General features: G+C 60.8%; 10 protein-coding genes. 7 read left to right on the forward strand and 3 right to left on the reverse strand.

Annotated features, from left to right (window positions below; translation table 11 throughout):
* Nucleotides 1-128 precede the first annotated feature (128 nt).
* Entirely contained in the window at nt 129-1,646 is a 1,518-nt protein-coding gene (locus DSM100238_RS08660; protein WP_152356261.1) for a glycosyltransferase family 2 protein, read from the reverse strand.
* 124 nt (nt 1,647-1,770) lie between these two features.
* On the opposite strand from DSM100238_RS08660, the gene DSM100238_RS08665 reads away from it, so the two are divergent.
* The 7 genes from DSM100238_RS08665 (at nt 1,771) to DSM100238_RS08695 (ending at nt 13,462) form a co-directional block, all read left to right on the forward strand.
* Nucleotides 1,771-3,042 carry a glycoside hydrolase family 5 protein gene (locus DSM100238_RS08665; RefSeq protein ID WP_152356262.1) on the forward strand — a complete coding sequence of 424 codons (1,272 nt, stop codon included), beginning with the start codon at nt 1,771-1,773 and terminating at the stop codon, nt 3,040-3,042.
* 756 nt (nt 3,043-3,798) lie between these two features.
* Entirely contained in the window at nt 3,799-5,370 is a 1,572-nt protein-coding gene (locus DSM100238_RS08670; RefSeq protein ID WP_152356263.1) for an aminotransferase-like domain-containing protein, read from the forward strand.
* 1,321 nt (nt 5,371-6,691) lie between these two features.
* Entirely contained in the window at nt 6,692-8,371 is a 1,680-nt protein-coding gene (locus DSM100238_RS08675) for an ABC transporter substrate-binding protein (RefSeq protein ID WP_152356264.1), read from the forward strand.
* 210 nt (nt 8,372-8,581) lie between these two features.
* A complete protein-coding gene (locus tag DSM100238_RS08680; protein ID WP_240812427.1) occupies nt 8,582-9,577 on the forward strand; it encodes an ABC transporter permease in 996 nt (331 codons plus the stop codon).
* Nucleotides 9,577-10,578 (forward strand): ABC transporter permease, encoded by a 1,002-nt coding sequence (locus DSM100238_RS08685; protein WP_240812428.1) that lies wholly within the window; start codon nt 9,577-9,579, stop codon nt 10,576-10,578. The genes DSM100238_RS08680 and DSM100238_RS08685 overlap by 1 nt, the downstream gene beginning before the upstream one ends.
* On the forward strand, nt 10,575-12,371 hold the full coding sequence (locus tag DSM100238_RS08690; protein WP_205730716.1) for an ABC transporter ATP-binding protein: 1,797 nt from the start codon (nt 10,575-10,577) through the stop codon (nt 12,369-12,371). The genes DSM100238_RS08685 and DSM100238_RS08690 overlap by 4 nt, the downstream gene beginning before the upstream one ends.
* Nucleotides 12,368-13,462, forward strand: a complete 1,095-nt coding sequence (locus DSM100238_RS08695) for a peptidase C39 family protein (RefSeq protein ID WP_152356265.1) — start codon at nt 12,368-12,370, stop codon at nt 13,460-13,462. Before DSM100238_RS08690 ends, DSM100238_RS08695 begins: the two co-directional genes overlap by 4 nt.
* A gap of 497 nt (nt 13,463-13,959) precedes the next feature.
* Here the strand turns inward: DSM100238_RS08695 and DSM100238_RS08700 are convergent, their stop codons facing one another.
* Nucleotides 13,960-15,675: a S1C family serine protease gene (locus DSM100238_RS08700; protein ID WP_152356266.1), complete on the reverse strand. Its 1,716-nt coding sequence runs from the start codon at nt 15,673-15,675 to the stop codon at nt 13,960-13,962.
* Between the two features lie 369 nt (nt 15,676-16,044).
* Complete coding sequence (locus tag DSM100238_RS08705; RefSeq protein ID WP_152356267.1) at nt 16,045-17,070, reverse strand: threonine aldolase family protein; 1,026 nt, start codon at nt 17,068-17,070, stop codon at nt 16,045-16,047.
* Nucleotides 17,071-17,666: the final 596 nt, after the last annotated feature.

Below are 17,666 nucleotides of genomic sequence, written 5' to 3' on the forward strand. Positions count from 1 at the left end.
GAACCCACACCACCACAACGACACCACCACGAACCGAAACAACCCCCGCACACGCCCCCAGACCACGACAAGACACGACACACCCCCGCATCAGACGCACTTGACAAATTACATAGGGACACTCCCCCCTATTTTTTCGATTGTTCGGCGGTATTCACGGCCTCCCGGGTCTCGGCCTCGGCACGCGCTGCGGCGTCCCGGATTTCCGCGATCAACGCAGCACCGGCTTGCGATCCGCCCATCGCGAGCCGCTCGAAGTCCGCGGCCGCCTGATCGATCATATGCTCCACGGGCGCAGCCTTGTCAGTCAGTTCGAGATTCGCGCCTTTGCGCGTGAGACTGGAATCCACGTACCCTTTGAGCGCCAAGCTTTCAGCCAACCGGGTCGCCGACACGCGCCCGGCGTCGAGATAATCTTGCAACGCCTTGAAATCAGCGGTATCACCGCCGTAGTGCAGGAACACGATAACCCGCACTTCTCCAAGTTCAAGGCCGAACTGCGTGGCAATGCGTTCCAAATATCGGTCCAATATCCGAGACGCCTGATGTGCCGCGATAAACGGGTTGTCGCGCATCCCGTCCGGTACAATCAACGGAAGCCGCTCCTCGCCAAGCCGCTTGGTGCTGGGCAGCGCGGGATTCGCCGAACCATCCGACGCCCACGCAATCAGGTACCGGTAGATGCTGGCCCGCTTGCGCGCGAACGTGTCCTCGTCATACACCTGGCGGAAGAACTCAGTGTAATAGTCGAACACGTAGCGTTTGATTCGCACGGTTTCCGACAGTTTCATCGCATGATTCGCCAGCGACCCCTCGGTTTTCACGTAGTAGTACATCGGCACGTGAATCGGGTACACACTCGCCGCATGCACCATATAGTCGAGATTGAAAATGAAGTCCTCACACCAGCTGACGCTCGTATCCATACTCACCTGATGGTCGCGGATGATGTCGCGCCGGTACAGCTTATTCCACAACACCCCGAAGTAGAAGTCCGCGGGATCCTTGAGCAGCTCGTCCGCATACTCCTCGCGCGAAATCACACGGTCGATGCCCGACAGCCCTCCCTTGCGGGACGTGCCCTCGCCGACCACCCGGTAGAAATCGGCAATCACCATATCGGCCCCGCTGTGTTCCGCGGCGCGCACCAGCAGCTTGGTGGCGTCTTCGGTGATCCAGTCGTCGGCGTCGAGGAACTGGATGTACGTGCCGCGGGCGAGCGCCATGCCTTGATTACGCGTGTTGGACACACCACTGTTGGGCTTGTGGATGACGCGGACGCGCGGGTCACGGGCGGCGTATTCGTCGAGGATCGCAGGGGATGCGTCTTTGCTGCCGTCATCAAGCGCGATGAGCTCGAAATCGCGGTATTCCTGCCCGAGGATGCTGTCGATGCAGCGGCGCAACGCGGTGGCGGCGTTGTAAACCGGCACGATGATGCTGACCGTGGGAGCTGGGACGGCTGTACTGTCAGCAGTCGGAATCTCGGCGTCCGCATCAACAGTCGGCAAGCCGTCAAACGCCGCAGTTCCGCCGGCATTCACGGTTGTCAGCGCGTCATCGTTGTGCGTTTCAGGCGTCTGCCCTGTCTTCTGCGCGGCCTGCGTCTTGTGCGCGTTCTGCATCTTCTGCGTCTTATGCTCCATGCTCCGGTCCCATCCTCAATCGATCTCGTCGGTCATGAGTTTCGTCAATCGCTGATATCGACTATTATCGCGCGTTTTCGCGACGGCTTGTGTACTACAGTGAGGGGAAAGACAGGAGCCTGCGATGAAGCAATTACCCCAAGCTGACGGTTCTTCCACCCAAGGAACAGCCGATACGGTCAGGACAGCAGGCGGATTCCGCTCAGACAAAACCGCCGGCACCACATCGGCCACATCGGGCAGCGCTTCCACACACCCCTCGCCCACGCCGATTCGCGGCGTGAATCTCGGCAACTGGCTGGTTCTGGAGAAGTGGATGGAACCGGCGCTGTTCGAAGGCTATCCGGCCGAAGACGAAGACACGCTCGCGACGGTCGCCCCGAAAGACCAGCTCGCGCAACGCATCCGGCATCATCGCGACACATACATCACCGAACAGGATTTCCGCGAAATCGCCGCCTGCGGCATGAACCTGGTGCGCCTGCCGGTTCCGTACACCGTGTTCGAATCCGAGCCCCCGCTGGGTGGCGCATGGCGCTATGTGGACAAAGCGATGAGATGGGCGCGCGCATACCATTTGCGTGTGTTGCTCGACTTGCATACCGCGCCGGGCGGGCAGAACGGTTTCGACAGTTCCGGGCTGATCGGGGCGGTCACGTGGCATAAGAAGCCGCAGAACGTGGAGAAAGCCATCACCGTGCTTGAAGGGCTCGCCCACCGCTACGGGCATGATCCCGCGCTGTTCGGCATCGAAGTCATCAACGAACCGGTCAGTTGGCCGGTGTTCTTCTCCAACCGCAAGAAACTGGTGGCACGCAATCCGAAAGACAAACGCTACTCCAGCTACGTGCCGATGAGTTTCCTCCGGCAGTATTACCGCGCGACCTACAAGCGATTGCGGCGCTACCTGCCGGACGACAAGGCGATTGTGTTCCACGACGGGTTCCGTTTCGGCTTGTGGCGGGATTTCTTCAAACGCAACCAGATGACGAACGTGTACGTGGACGCGCATGTGTATTTGTCGGCCGCCGAGCGGATCGCTCGCGTGCACAGCCCATGGGCGTACCGGCTGTTTCTGCGTTGGCAACGGCGGCGAATCCGCAGTATGCAACGCGTGGTGCCGGTGCTGGTCGGCGAATGGTGCGTGGAGAACGAGTGGGCGAAGAATCTCGACCCCGAAGAGATGAATCTCGACCAGTTCGATGACGCGCAACGCCGACGCTTCGCGCATGTCACGCGCATGCAGCTCAACTGTTTCGAGCAGGCCGCAGGGTGGATGTATTGGTCGTGGAAGCTGGAGCCGTCGCCGCACACCGCGCCCGACGCGTTGTGGAAGGAATGCTGGGATTTCCGGCGGTGCCTGATGCACGGGTGGCTGCCGGATATGGCGGAGTAGAGCAGGATGGCGGCGGCCGAAGGCTTCCGCGGGACGATGAGCGGTGAGTGGGTGTCGCGGACGACGAGACGGAGCGTGTCGGAGACGACGGCGAGCGCACTACGGTGAGGCCGGGAGACCGAAGTCGGAAGACCGGGACGGGAGACCGGGGGCGGGAGGCCAGGGCCGGAAGGTATCCGCCTGCCGTGTGACGGAACAGTCGCACCGCAGGCTGATAGGGGAACGGCACTGTCCCAACCCCGCCGCCGTGCGACGGAACTATTGCATCGCAGGCTGATGCACATGCCTGCCGGCTTCCGGACGCCGGTATCTGCCCGCCATGCAACGAGACAGTAGCACCACAGACAGTTCCCCGACAGCAAGCCAGACAAACAGGGAGTATCCGCGCGCCGCGAGACCCGACAGTTGCATCGCGAGCGGATGATAGAGGGGAACGGCACCATCCCAACCCCGTCGCCAATCGCCGCATCGCCACCGTCATTGCCAGCCCAGCCACCCCATCGCCGCTGATCGCCGCCATTCCCAGCCCAGCCACCGCATCACCGCCGTCACTCCCGCCATTATCGTCCCGCCATCCCGCCATCGTCCCCATCGTCCCGCCATCCCCCATCGTCCCGCCGTCCATCTGCCGTTCACACGACACCGCGCACAGCCAGTCCCAGCTAGAATGTCGCGCAAGACATCACGCTGGAAACTGAAAGTCAAGAACCAAATCAACAGCCGAAAGCCAGCAGCCGGAAGGAGGGCCGCCGCCGCATGCCAATCACGCTGAATCGCCACAGCAGCATCCCCCTGTACCGGCAACTGGTCAACGCCCTGCGCGAAGACATCGTCTCCGGCGCGCTTGCCGCGAACTACAAACTCCCGCCCGAGCGCGAACTCGCAGAACGGCTCGGCGTCAATCGCGCGACCGTCTTGCAAGCCTACCAACAGCTGAAATCCGAAGGCCTGATCGCCTCACACGTAGGACGCGGCACATTCGTCTGCGCGAGTGATGAACGGCAAGGCACCGCACCGCCTTGGCAGATTCTGTTCAGCGATTACTCGAACCGGTTCACCTATCATGACATCGCCGCCGCAGACCAGGCGCAACAAGCGCCCGACGCCATAGATTTTGCAACCGGCTCGCAAAATCCTGCGGACATCCCCGATGATTTGCTGCGCAACGTCAGCATCCGCGCGTTCGAATCAGCGGATTTCCAAAGCACGCAAGAGTCTCCGATCGAAGGATTCCCGCAATTGCGCGAACTGCTCGCCGATCACATGACACAACGCGGGGTGCGCTGCGACGCCGACAACGTGATGGTGCTGTCCGGCGCTGAGCAGGGACTGGACTTGTGCGTGCGCGCGTTCGTGAACCCCGGCGACTGCGTACTGGTCGAGCAATCCACGTTTTTCCCCGCATTGCAGGCGTTCCGATCCGCGGACGCACGCGTCATCGGCGTGCCGATCGACGAACAAGGCATGCGCACCGACCTGCTTGACGGGTATTGCAAGCGCTTCCATCCGAAACTGATTTTCACCATCCCCACCTTCCAGAACCCGAGCGGCGCGACCATGCCGTTGCGACGCCGGCGCGAACTCGTCGAAACCGCGATGCGATACCAGTGTCTGGTCATCGAGGATGACCCGTACGGCGAACTGTGCTACAGCAAGCGCTCCGCCGGAACGATAGGCGCGGGCGGATTCATGGACGTGGGCGGTGGCGGCGTCACTGGCGGCATCGCCGGCGCGAGCAGCAGCCCCCGTCGCCCCAGAGAACTGACCCCGCTCAAAGGCATGGAAAACGCGGGTTACGTAATCTACCTTTCGACGTTCTCGAAGACGGTGACACCAGGACTGAGAACCGGCTGGCTGGTGGCTGACAGCCATGTCATCGCACGAATCGCGGCATTGCGGCGGATGATCGACCAGCATACAAGCTCGTCATCACAACTGATCTGCATGGAACTGCTCAGCAACGGCCGGATCGGCCGACACATCGAGCGGCTATGCGAAATCTACGGGCATCGCCGCGACTTGATGCTCGACGCTATGCGCCGGTATGCGCCGGACGGGATGCATTGGAGCACGCCGATGGGCGGCTACTACCTGTGGGCGCGGCTGCCGGACGGTTTGCGTGCCGCGCGGCTGCTGGACGATGCCCGGCACGCGGGCGTGACCTTCATGCCCGGCGATATGTTCGCGGTTGATGAGGATGACAGCAGTCATATCCGGCTGAATTTCGTTCGACCCGATTCGCAGCTGATCGAGCCGGGAGTCAAGTTGCTGTGCGGCACGATCGCCGAAGCGGTTCAAGGTGCCAGCGGGCATAGCAGCGAGCGCTGATGAGCCATGCCGGGCGGCGGGAGGCGGAAGAGACCGAAGATGGACGGCGGAATCCAACCCACGCACCACCCACATTGTGAGCCAATCCTCACAAAACCGGTACCAGACCGCCCCAAACGGCGGAATCCAACCGCCCCTACCACCCATTTTGTGAGCAAATCCTCACACAACCACACCTGAAACCGCCAAACCGGTCGAATCCAGCCACGCCCGACACCCACCGTGTGAGCCAATCCTCACAAAACCAGCACCAGACCGCCCCAAACGGCGGAATCCAACCGCCCCTACCACCCACTTTGTGAGCAAATCCTCACACAACCACACCTGAAACCGCCAAACCGGTCGAATCCAGCCACGCCCGACACCCACCGTGTGAGCCAATCCTCACAAAACCGGTACCTGACCACCTCAAACAGCAGAATCCAACCGCCCCTACCACCCACTTTGTGAGCAAATCCTCACACAACCGCCCCCGAAACCGCCAAACCGGTCGAACTCAGCACGCCCGACACCCACTGTGTGAGCCAATCCTCACAAAGCCGGCACCAGACCACACCAAACGACGGAAATCCAACCCTCGCGCCACCCACATTGTGAGCGAATCCTCACACAACCGGTCTGCGGCACTACGACGACGATTATCGGCGGCCGACGACCGCCAGTCGCGCATGCCACCACATACACAAACCACGATTTCGTCCGACAAACCCGCCACACCATCGGATATGCGTCGGACCGCGCATGCCACCACATACGCAAGCCGACATGTCACGCCCCAGAAGCTGCATATCGCTTGGCATTTGCCGGATTACGCATGCTCAGACATACACAATCCGCGGTATGGTGACGCGAAATCAGGAGACTTGCTGGCATTCGACGACTTACGTATGCCACGACATACACGCGGGCGTCACTCCGACGGCAGCCCCGCCTGGCAGCCCCACCAACCCTTGACCCCCGTACCAACCTGACTGCCCCGTCCGGCATCGGTCCGCTTGCGCAGGGCACGGCGCACATCCCGCCTTCCGCCATCGACGGAACCGCCTTCGCCCCCAGCTTTCCCATCTGATATGCTGAACCGGCTACACATGGCAAACCCGACAGCAAACCCAACAGCAACCCCAACGCCAACCCACATAATCCCGGCAGGCAGCCTCACTGCCAATACCAATCATTTATAACGGGCACCACACCGGCATCATTCCGCCGCGTTCCGCGCTCGTCAGTAATTTCCCGGTGACGCGGAACGGGAATACTGTGGGGAAAGGCAACCGTCCAACAACCGTCCAACAATCAGAGGAATCAGGAGAGGAAATCCGATATGGGCAATACGCTCCGCTCCGCGCTACACGACACAACCCGCGGCACCACCAGTGCAACCGGCGCAACCGGCACCACCAGCACCAACCGCACCAACCGGCCAACTTTCATAGCATTCATCGCAGCCCTGGCCGCGCTCACTCTCACGCTCGCCGGCTGCGGTTCCAGCACCGCCAAATCGTCTGGCGACGCCAACAAGCTGACGGTCGCCATCTCGTCGGCGGTCAGCACCTTGAGTGTCAATCAGGAGGCCGGCAGCGCGAACTACCAGCTGGCGGCCCTCTACCAGGAGGGTCTCACCGGCGTCGACGGCACTGGCAAGGTCATCCCGGCGCTCGCTACATCTTGGAAGTCCAGCGACAACAAGTCGTGGGTGTTCACCCTGCGCAAGAATGTGAAGCTGCATGACGGCAGCACGCTGACCGCCGACGACATCGTGTACGCGATCAACGTGGCCCGCGATTCGAAGAAGTCCCCCGGCCTGTCGGTGTACTGGCCAAATTATGTGCAGTCGGCCGAGAAGACCGGTGACGACCAGATCACCATCACCTTGTCCAGCCCGCACAGCGATTTTCCGATTCAGGTGTCCAATGTGGCTGGTCTGTTCGTCACGTCGAAGAAGTTCTTTGATGAGGCGGGCTCGAATTACGGCTCGTCCAAGAAGCTCATCGTCGGCACGGGCCCGTACAAGGTCACTGAATTCGACCCGTCCAGCCATGTGACGCTCACGAAGTTCAAAGATTATTGGGGTAAGAACAACGGCCCGCAGACGGTTCGCGTTGACTTTGTGACTGAGGATTCGACCCGTCAGCTGGCGTTCACCAGCGGCAAGGTTGACGTGTCGTTCAACGTGCCGGTGACGAGCGTCGCCCAGTGGAAGACGGATGGCGGCTCGACCACCGCGTATTCCGACCGCTCGTATTATGGGCTGACCTTCGATCCGAACGTCGCTCCGTTCAACGATATTCACGTGCGCAAGGCGGTCTCGTACGCGGTGGATAAGAAGGCTATCGTTTCCGGCATTCTCAAAGGCTACAGCGAGGTCGCCACGGGCATCGACTCCCCGGAGCAGCTCGCCGGCTGGACCGGTAATGATGCGAGCGAAGCTTCCAAGCAGACGGCAAAGCTCCCCGCCATCAGCTACAACCTGAAGAAGGCGAAGGCTGAACTCAAGCAATCGTCCCAGCCGAACGGCTTCACTGCGACACTCACCTACCCGACTGGCTACGCGCAGGTCGGCAAGGCTTCACTCGCTATCGCCCAGACGCTCAAAGAGCTTGGCATCACGCTTAACGTCAAGGAGATCCCGTTGGAGCAGTGGCTGAGTGAGATCGGCAACGGCAAGCAGGGCGTCGGCTGGATGATTTACAATCCGACCACCCCGCAGCCGAACGAGATCACATCCTGGCTGCTTGCGGCAGGCGGTTCCGGCACGAACCCGGCAAACTGGAATAACGCTGAAGTGGCTGCGGAAACCGAGAAAGTCGGCACGCTGGAGGAAGAGTCCGACAAGCTGGCGCTCGTGCTCAAGAGCACTACGACCGCGCTGAATGAGGATATCTATTCTCCGATTTACTGGGGCAAGTCGGTGGTCGCCACGGCGAAGGGCGTGAAGCTCGCGAAAATCGGCACATACTGGCTTGGCACGAATTGGGCGGCGGATTTCAGCAAGAACGCGTAGCCTAATTCGCGTAACCTAATATGTGGTATGCGATTGAGGTATGCGATATGTGGCATGAGGCCGGAGGCGCCTGCGGTTTTGCAGTCCGGTGATTGAGGCTTGTCGCCCGTGGCGGGTTCCGTCGCGGGCGACAAGCCGTTCACACTGCTCACACTGCACCTGTTCCGGCCCGGTTCACTCCGGATGCGCATTGTAACGAAAGGCGGATTTGTGAAAGTCGCGAAGTTCATTGGCAGACGCCTGCTCAATCTGGTGATTCTGCTATTCGTGCTGTCGCTGGTCACGTTCGGCCTGCTGTACCTGACCAACAGCGATCCGGCTCGTACCTTGGCCGGTGCCAAGAAAGTCAGTGCGGCGCAGCTTGCTGCGATCCGCCATCAGTATCATCTCGATGAACCCTTGTGGAAGCAGTATGCGATTTGGCTTGGTAACGCGGTTCATGGGGATTTTGGCACGTCGATTCGCACGCAGCTGCCGGTATCGCAGATGATTGGGCAGCGAGCGTGGGTCACGTTGACTTTGGCATTGCTGGCTCTCGCGATTGCGTTGGTTGTCGGCTTGCCGCTGGGTGTGGTCGCCGCGAAACGGCATGGTACGTGGCGTGACGGGCTGATTACCGCGCTGGCTGTCGTTGGGCTGAGCGCGCCGAGTTTCGCGGTGGGTTTGCTGTTGCTGTACGTGTTCGCCGTGAAACTGGGGTGGTTCCCTGTGTATGGGCTTGGCGACGGGAGTTTCGCTGACGCGCTGCCGCATTTGTTGTTGCCGGCGATCACGCTTGCGGTCGGCTTGTTCGCTGCGGTGATCAAAGTGTCGCGCGCCTCGCTGTTGGAGCAGGTCGAGTCGGATTATACGCTGTTCGCGCAGTCGCGTGGCGTTCCTCGCGGGACGATTACCCGCTGGCAGTTGCGTAATGCTTCGCTGCCGATTATGACGTCGTCGGGTTTGCTGATTGCTTCGTTGATTTCCGGTACGGTGATTGTGGAGACGACATTTTCGATTGGCGGGCTGGGTACGTTGCTGCAGGAGTCGGTGACGTTCAAGGATATTCCGGTTGTACAGGCGGTGACGTTGCTGCTGGCGACGATTATCTGTGTGACGACGGCGATTATTGATGCGCTGTGCGCGCTGGCTGATCCACGGTTGCGTCCGAATGGCGGACACCGTGCTTCCGCCGAAGCGCTGCCGAGCAAAGAAGGTGAGGCGTGATGTCCGAAGCAAGACAAACGTCAGCGCAAAATCCGACACAAGCCCATGCCCGCCCGGAGACACCGGATCAGAAGCCGGCGCAGGCTGCTGCTCTGTCGGAAAAGCCTGCGCAGAAGCCGATCCAGACACCGGCGTCCCAATCCACCGTACGCCAGCATCCGCGCCTGTTGCCGTTGCCTACTCGCATCCGCCGCGCCATGAGCGGGTCGTGGGCAATGCTGGTTTCCACGCTGATTCTTCTCGCAACCGCTGTTATCGGTCTGATTCCATCGTTCAATTCCGGGGCGTTGAAGCAGAATATCGTGCTCGGAGCGGTTCCCGCAGGCACGGACGGCCATATGTGGGGGACAGATGCGCTCGGTCGTGACGTGTTCATGCTGACTGTCGCCGGCGCCCGGACCGCAATCGCCGGTCCGGTGGTAATCGCTGTCGGCGCGATGGCGATTGGCTTGGTATTCGGCCTGCTTGCCGCGTATACCGGCGGCTGGGTGGATTGGCTGATTTCCCGTGTGGTGGAGCTGATGCTATCCCTACCGACGCTGCTGCTCGCCATCGTGCTCGCCGGCTTGATTGGCGGCGGCTATTGGGTGAACGTACTCGTGTTCATGCTGCTGTACGCGCCTTACGAGATCCGTCTGGTACGTTCCGCCGCGCTATCGCATCTGCATGACCCGTTCCTTGACGCCGCGCGGCTGCTGGAGCTCAATCCGGCGCGTATTCTTGCCCGTCACGTGTTCCCGGTCATTCGACCGGTGGTCGGGGCAGCTATGTTCCTTGACATGAGCAACGCACTGGTTTCGCTGTCTTCGCTGTCTTTCCTTGGTCTTGGCATTTCACCGCAGGCGGCTGATTGGGGCCGGCAGCTTTCGGATGCGCGCGATCAGCTGTTCAACAACCCGATGACCGCAATTGCCCCAGGTATTGCGATTATTGTGGTTTCGGTCGCCATGAATATCGTGGGCGATTGGATCACCGCCCGCGCGGACAGGGGTGAGCGATGAGCATCATGAAGGACAACCGGCAATCGGTTGCGCAGCAAGGGGAAATCCCGCAGTATTCCAATACCGTCACCACATCGGGGCAGGGGTCTGAAAGCCTGCAGACCACGGCTATTACGCTTCGCGGGCTCAAGGTTCGCATCGGTGACGCCGAACTGCTGCACGGTGTCGATCTTGATATCGTGCGCGGCGAAACCACAGCCATCGTCGGTGAATCCGGTTCCGGCAAATCGCTGACCGCGAAGGCTCTCGCAGGCCTGTTGCCGCGGTATGCCCATGTGCAGGGGTCGTACAGCCTGCTGGGTGAGACCGTGGATTTGGCCGGCGGCGAGCGGGCGTGGCGAGCGCTGCGCGGCGGTTCGATTGTGTGGTTGCCGCAGGATCCGTTCTCTTCGCTGGATCCGCTGCATACGTGCGGTGTGCAGATTGCCGCCGGTATGAGGCATATCCCCCACGCTCAACGTCGCGAACGTGTCGCGGCCCTGTTGACGGATGTCAGGCTTGACGCGAGTGTCGCCGACCGGTATCCGCATGAACTGTCGGGCGGTATGCGTCAGCGTGTGGCGATTGCCGCCGCGCTCGCGCCGAAGCCGCAGGTTCTGATCGCCGACGAGCCGACCACCGCGTTGGATGCGCAGATGCAAAGCGGTGTTTTGGATTTGCTTGGGCGTTTGCGTGATGAGCGTCGATTGACGCTTGTGCTGATCACGCATGATTTGGCGCTTGCCGCGGAACGTGCCGACCATTTGGCGGTGTTCCGCGACGGCAGGGTGGTCGAAGCGGGAAGCCACGACGATATCATCGAGCATCCCCGGACCGCGTACACGCGCGAACTGCTCGCAGCCCATGCCGGTATCGGTGAAACGGGGCAGGCGGAACGCGGTGGCGTCGTCGTGCGGGCGGAGCATCTGGTGAAACGCTTCGCAGGCGCTGCGCGGCCGGCGGTTGACGACGTGTCGCTCGACGTGCATGCAGGCGAAATCCTGGGTCTGGTAGGCGCTTCCGGCTCAGGCAAGTCAACGGTCGCGCGTTGCCTGGTCGATTTGGAACGCCCTGATTCCGGCGATGTGCGGTATGCGGATGGGAAGGGCGGCACGACCGGCTGGTCGATGCATGTGGCGCAGCTGGTGTTCCAGAACCCGTACCAGTCGTTGAATCCGACGATGACGGTACGGCAGACGCTTGCGGAGGCTTTGCGTGCAGCCGGCGAGCAGGCCGATGACGCGCATATCCGCCGTCTGTTGGATGTCGTCGGGCTGGAAGCCGAGTATCTGAACCGTAAACCGGGCACCTTGTCTGGCGGGCAATGCCAACGCGTCGCCATCGCCCGCGCCCTTGCTCCGAAGCCGAAACTGCTGGTTGCCGACGAGGCGGTGACCGCGCTGGATGCGAATGTGCAACGGCTTGTGCTGGAAACCCTGCTTTCGCTGCGGGAGCATACGGATTTGGCGATTCTGTTCATTTCGCATGATCTTGATACGGTTCGAAGAATCGCTGATCGCATTGCGGTCATGGTTGACGGCCGGATCATCGAAGAGGGTGTCACCGCCGAGGTTATGGATCATCCGAAGCACGAGTACACGCGCAAGCTCATCGCGTCGGTGCCGCAAGAGCTGTCTTTCATTGCATTGCCGCCCCTTGATGTGGCAAACGCAGCCGAGACAAGCGGAACAGCTGATGCCGATGCCGCCAACGACACCGCCAACGACACCGACGATGCCGCCATCGACACCAGCGTCAACCGCGCACGCCATACCCCTGCCACCGACCCCACAAACATGGAGGAACCCCGATGACCAGCGGACCAGTCCCGCACCACCAGGCCGCGTACGACCCCGCCACCGTACGTTACCGTGCGGTGGCCGTCCCACAATCCGTCAGCGGCCGGACACGAGACGTTTCATATGCTGCCGAACATACCGCCCGTAATGGCCGCGCCCAGCCGCGCGACGATATCCGCTCGATATATCTCAAACTGCCGGAAATCACGCGTGCCGCGCTGGTCATGGCGCAGGGTGCGCTGGAACGCACGCTATATACCGCCAGCGATGGGCACGATACCGCGTTCCTGCTGGGGTATCACCGCCCGCACACCGCGCAGGAGAAGCTGTGCGCGTTCAGCGGTTCCGAACGCCTGCGCAATGGGCTTGTCACGTATGCGGCATCACATGCGATTCGCGATGTGAACGCGCTTACGGTCAAGACGGAACCGGGGGTCTGGGCCGACCAGGCGATGACGACGATTGACGGGCAGTCTTGGCATCCGCTGGGCGAGCATGAGCATTACCGCCAAACCACTGAGTTCACGTGCGGCCCGGTCTCGTTGCTCAACGCGATGCATCGGCTCCATCCGCAGATAACGGCGAACCGCGTTGACGAGCTGCATATCTGGCGCGAGGCGACCATCGCCGTGGCGTGTGAACCATACGGTTTGGCGTTGAGTGCGGCAAAACGTGGCGAGTCGCCGCATATCGTCGTCTCGAAAACCGGGCCGGTGCTCAATCCTGCAGATGGCGCGATGGGCATGATTGACGCCAGGATGTCCCGCGATGTCCAGCACCATTTCGCAGCCGAAGCCCATGAGATCGGCATTCCCGTTGACGTCACGCCGTTCACCGCAGCGGATGTCGCACGGCAGGCGGGCCACGGGCATGCCGCGCTGGTGCTCATTGACGAGCATGTCATGCACGGTGTGACGTGCCCGCACTGGGTGACCGTGACCGGCAGCCTCGCCGATGGCACGCTGCTGGTTGATGACCCGTGGATTGATGAACCGTATGGCGAAACACTGGTTGATGCGTATCAACTGCCGATACGGCAAGCCGATTTTGACCTGATGATTCACTACGACGAGCCGGCGAGCGCCCAAGCGATGATCATTCTGTAGTCCCCCGCCCAGTCCCCTCACAAACCAGCTACGCCAACACACCTCCCAGCGCAACCAGTTTGGACACCCCCACAAACCAGCCACGCCAACACGCCCCTCAACGTAACCAGTTCGGATACCCACACAAACCAGCTACGCCAACACACCCCTCAACGTAACCAGTTTGGACACCCGCACAAACCAACTACGCTAACACGCCTCCCAGCGTAACCAGTTCGGACACCCACACAAACCAACTACGCTAACACACCTCCCAGCGCAACCAGTTCGGGTAACTACGAACCAGGTATGGCGAACACAAACACGCACCGGCACAACCCGCAAACGCACCGGCACAACCCGCAAGCACACGCGCAAACGAAAGGCCCGGCAGGACTCGCAAGTCCATACCGGGTCTTTCTGGGCCTTCCGTATTCGGTCCGTTTGCGGCTGTGCGGATCGACCGGCCACGGTTATGCCGTCAGCCAGTCGCCGTTACAGCCGCACGGGAGCGGGATTTACCACAGGCCGAACGGGTCGAACACGCCGCCGCCATCATCGTTGGAACCGTTACCGCTGCCGTTGCCGCTTCCATCGCTGCCATTACCGTTGCCATTGCTGTTACCGCTGTTGCCGCTGTTGCCGCTGTTGCCGGAATTGTTGGAGCTCGTAGCGGTTTCAGCCTGATCGAGGGTGACATCCACATCCATCGTGCTGCCGTCGCGGACGATGGTGAGCGTCACTTTCTCATTCAGCGTTGCAGCGCGGACGTAGCCGAGCAGCGAGTAGCTGTTGGTCACGGCATTGCCGTTGAAGGCGACGATGGTATCGCCGGACTTGAGACCTGCCTTGTCTGCCGCGCTGCCGGAAGTGACTGCGGAGCTGGTTCCGGAGGAGGTGATTTCGGCACCGCCGCGGGTTACACCGTCGGCTTCCACAGTCGCGCTCTTGACGGTCACGCCAAGTACGACGTGCGTCGCCTTGCCATCTTTGATGATTTCTTCGGAGATGGTCTTGACCACGTTCGACGGGATGGCGAAGCCGATACCGATCGAGCCGCTGGAATCAGAGCTCGAAGAGCTGGAAGATGCTGTCGCGATTGAGGAGTTGATGCCGATGACTTCACCGGCCGCGTTGAAGGTCGGGCCGCCGGAGTTGCCGGGGTTGATGGCCGCGTCGATCTGGACGGCGTTCGTGACGACCTCGTTGTTATTGTCATCAGTCACGGAAACCGGACGGTTCACGGCGGAGACAATACCTGTGGTGGCAGTGTTCTCGTAGCCGAGAGGATTGCCGATTGCCATGATGCTTTCGCCGACCGCCAGATTGTCGGAATCGGCGAAAGTCACTGCGGTCAGGTCGCTCGGCGGGTTGTCAAGCTTGATAACCGCCAGATCTGTGGTGCTGTCGGTTCCGACAACCGTCGCGGAGTAGATATCGCCGTTGGCGAGAGTCACCTGAATATCGGATGCGCCGGAAATCACGTGGTTATTGGTGACGATGTACCCCTTGGTATCCACGATTGCGCCAGAGCCTTTGGCTACTCCACCACTGATGGTCGCCTGGATGGACACCACGGATGCCGAGACTTTCTTCTCGACGGTGGTCCAGTCGGTGCTCGTGGTCTTGCTGTTGGTGCTGCCGGATCCGGACGTGTTCGAGGACACACCGGTGAGCGAACTGGTGGTCGGCACCTTCACCCAGCCGTTGGTGATGGCCGCATATCCGAAGCCGAGGCACAGCACCGCAGCGACCAATGCCGCGACGACGGCGACGACCACATTACTCGCGGTTTTATGCGCTGCAGGGCGTCCGTTTGGACCGGCTGGAGGAATCGGGCCTTGCGGACCCTGCGGGCCATTGGGACCGTTGGGGCCTTGCGGCGGGAATGCGGGAGCCTGCGGATTGTTCGCTTGCTGCGCGTTCTGCGCTTCACCGTTCATGTAATAGGCGCCATAAGGATTCTGCTGATGCTGCGGCGGCATCTGCTGGGTCGCCGGTGCCTGTTGAGCGGGCTGCGTGGGAACCGGGCCGTATGCGCCGTATTCTGGTGCCGGGGTGTATGCCGTCGGCTGCTCGTCGGCGTGCTGAGACGTGGTATCCGACACGTTCTCCCCTGCGTTCTGGTTTGATTCGTCTGCGACTTGTCCGGTCGGGGGCAGCGGCGTGGTGTGCTGGACATCGTCCTGCAGCTGGCCGGCCTGGTGCTCCCAACCGTTATTGGTATCAGCCATGATTACTCCTTGCCTGACTCACGGCCGGTGTATCTGATGTTATGTCCGGCCTTTTTCACTAGTTATGAGTAAAGCCGCCGCTTCTCCATGTTTCCTGAATGTTGTTTGGAAATGGATTCAAAAACGCCGCCGGATATTCCAAAAACGCCGAAAATCAAGGATATCGGCCGATTCATTGTGACTGTATCCGGCATTCAAATCAGCTGAGAGCGATGAAACACCGCGCATCCACATGGGGAAATCGCATGCCCGCCGCCGACGGTCCGCAGCGCACGCTCAATGCGCCCGCAGCCTGCGGCACGCGCAGCCAGCCAATCGCACAACATACCGACATGACGGCCTTACGGCAGCCACCCCGCCCGCCGTATGTCACAGCAGGGCAATCAGCCGGTCCACCGATTCGGCGGTCGTCGCCCAGCTGGTGCAGATCCGCATCACCGTGTGATCGTCATCGTACCGCTCCATGAAACCGAGCCGAACCTCACGTTCCAGCCGCTCGATGGTCGCATGGTCCAACACCACGAAAATCTGGTTGGTCGTGTTCTCATACACCATCCGGTAGCCTTTGGCACGCAGGGCCTCACGAATGCGATCGGCCATCTCGTCCGCATTCCGGGCGATTCGCGTGTACAGCCCGTCGGTGAACAACGTGTCGAACTGCAGGCCTATAAGCCAGCCTTTCGCCATCAGCGCGCCATGCTGTTTGATCTGCGTAGTGGCATGCTTGGGCATGTTGTCTTTCGTGAATACGACGGCTTCGCCGAACAGCGCGCCCACTTTCGTGCCGCCGATATAGAACACATCGGCGATCCGGGCGATATCAGGCAACGTCACATCGGTGCCGGACGCTACCAGCCCGTAGCCGAGGCGGGCGCCGTCAATGAACAGCGGCATGTGGTACTCGTGGCAGATGTCCGCGATGGCCTCGAGCTGCGCCTTCGTATACAGCGTGCCGTATTCCGTGGGGTGCGAGATGTACACCATGCCCGGGAAAACCATGTGCTCATGGTTGCCGTCGGCGTAGAATGCGGCGCAAAAGTCGCGCAGCTCGCCGGCATCGATCAGACCGTTATGCTGCGCGATGGTGAGCACCTTGTGGCCGCTTGCTTCAATCGCGCCCGCCTCATGCACGTTCACATGGCCGGATGCCGCTGCGATCACGCCCTCATACGGCTGGAGCATCATGTCGATGACCAGCTGATTGGTCTGCGTTCCGCCGGAAATGAAGCGAACTTGCGCTTGCGGGCATGCGCACGCCTGACGGATTTTCTCCTGCGCGGACTCGCAATAATGGTCGGTTCCATAGCCGGGCAGCTGTTCCATATTCGTTTCGGCGAGTCGCTTGAGAATCGCGGGGTGAGCGCCTTCACTGTAATCGTTCTGGAACACAAGCATGGATACGCCTCGAATCGTAGGTAGGACAACGGCTGAGTACCAGTGCCATCGTATCATTGGGGGCCCTGTCCGTGGCGGCGCATCCGCGTACGCGGCACGACTAACCTGTCTTGTGCAGGCTGTACGAACCCGCAAGATACCAGCACCGGCACCGGCAGTACGGGAGATTACGACGCAATAGACCGTATCCGCACAATCCCCCACTGCCGATGTGGGAGATTACGCGCACATCGGCTGTTCACGGACAAAATGGCATATAGGAACCAAAGTCCCGTGTTTTCGCGGGAGTTTATCGCCGATACGCAGATTCGGCACCGTTCTCCCAGTACTGCTTCCCAGGGCGATGTTCAAGAATCGCGGATTTCCAACGTTCCCGTTGGGAGCTCTGTTGCGAGGCCACCGAAATCCGGTAAACTCCCGCACCACGCACGGGAGAACAGACACGAATCACAACAATCCACTATTTCTCGGTTATGTCCCAAAGGTTGGTGTATGAGGCCCTGTTCCCTGCGGGGTGTTGAAAGGGGTCACCGCCTAGTATCGCCATTGATGGATAAGTGAAATTGATGGCGGGAAGGACCAGACGATGACCGTAA

It is taken from the genome of Bifidobacterium apri (genome assembly GCF_009299485.1).
Taxonomy (GTDB): domain Bacteria; phylum Actinomycetota; class Actinomycetes; order Actinomycetales; family Bifidobacteriaceae; genus Bifidobacterium; species Bifidobacterium apri.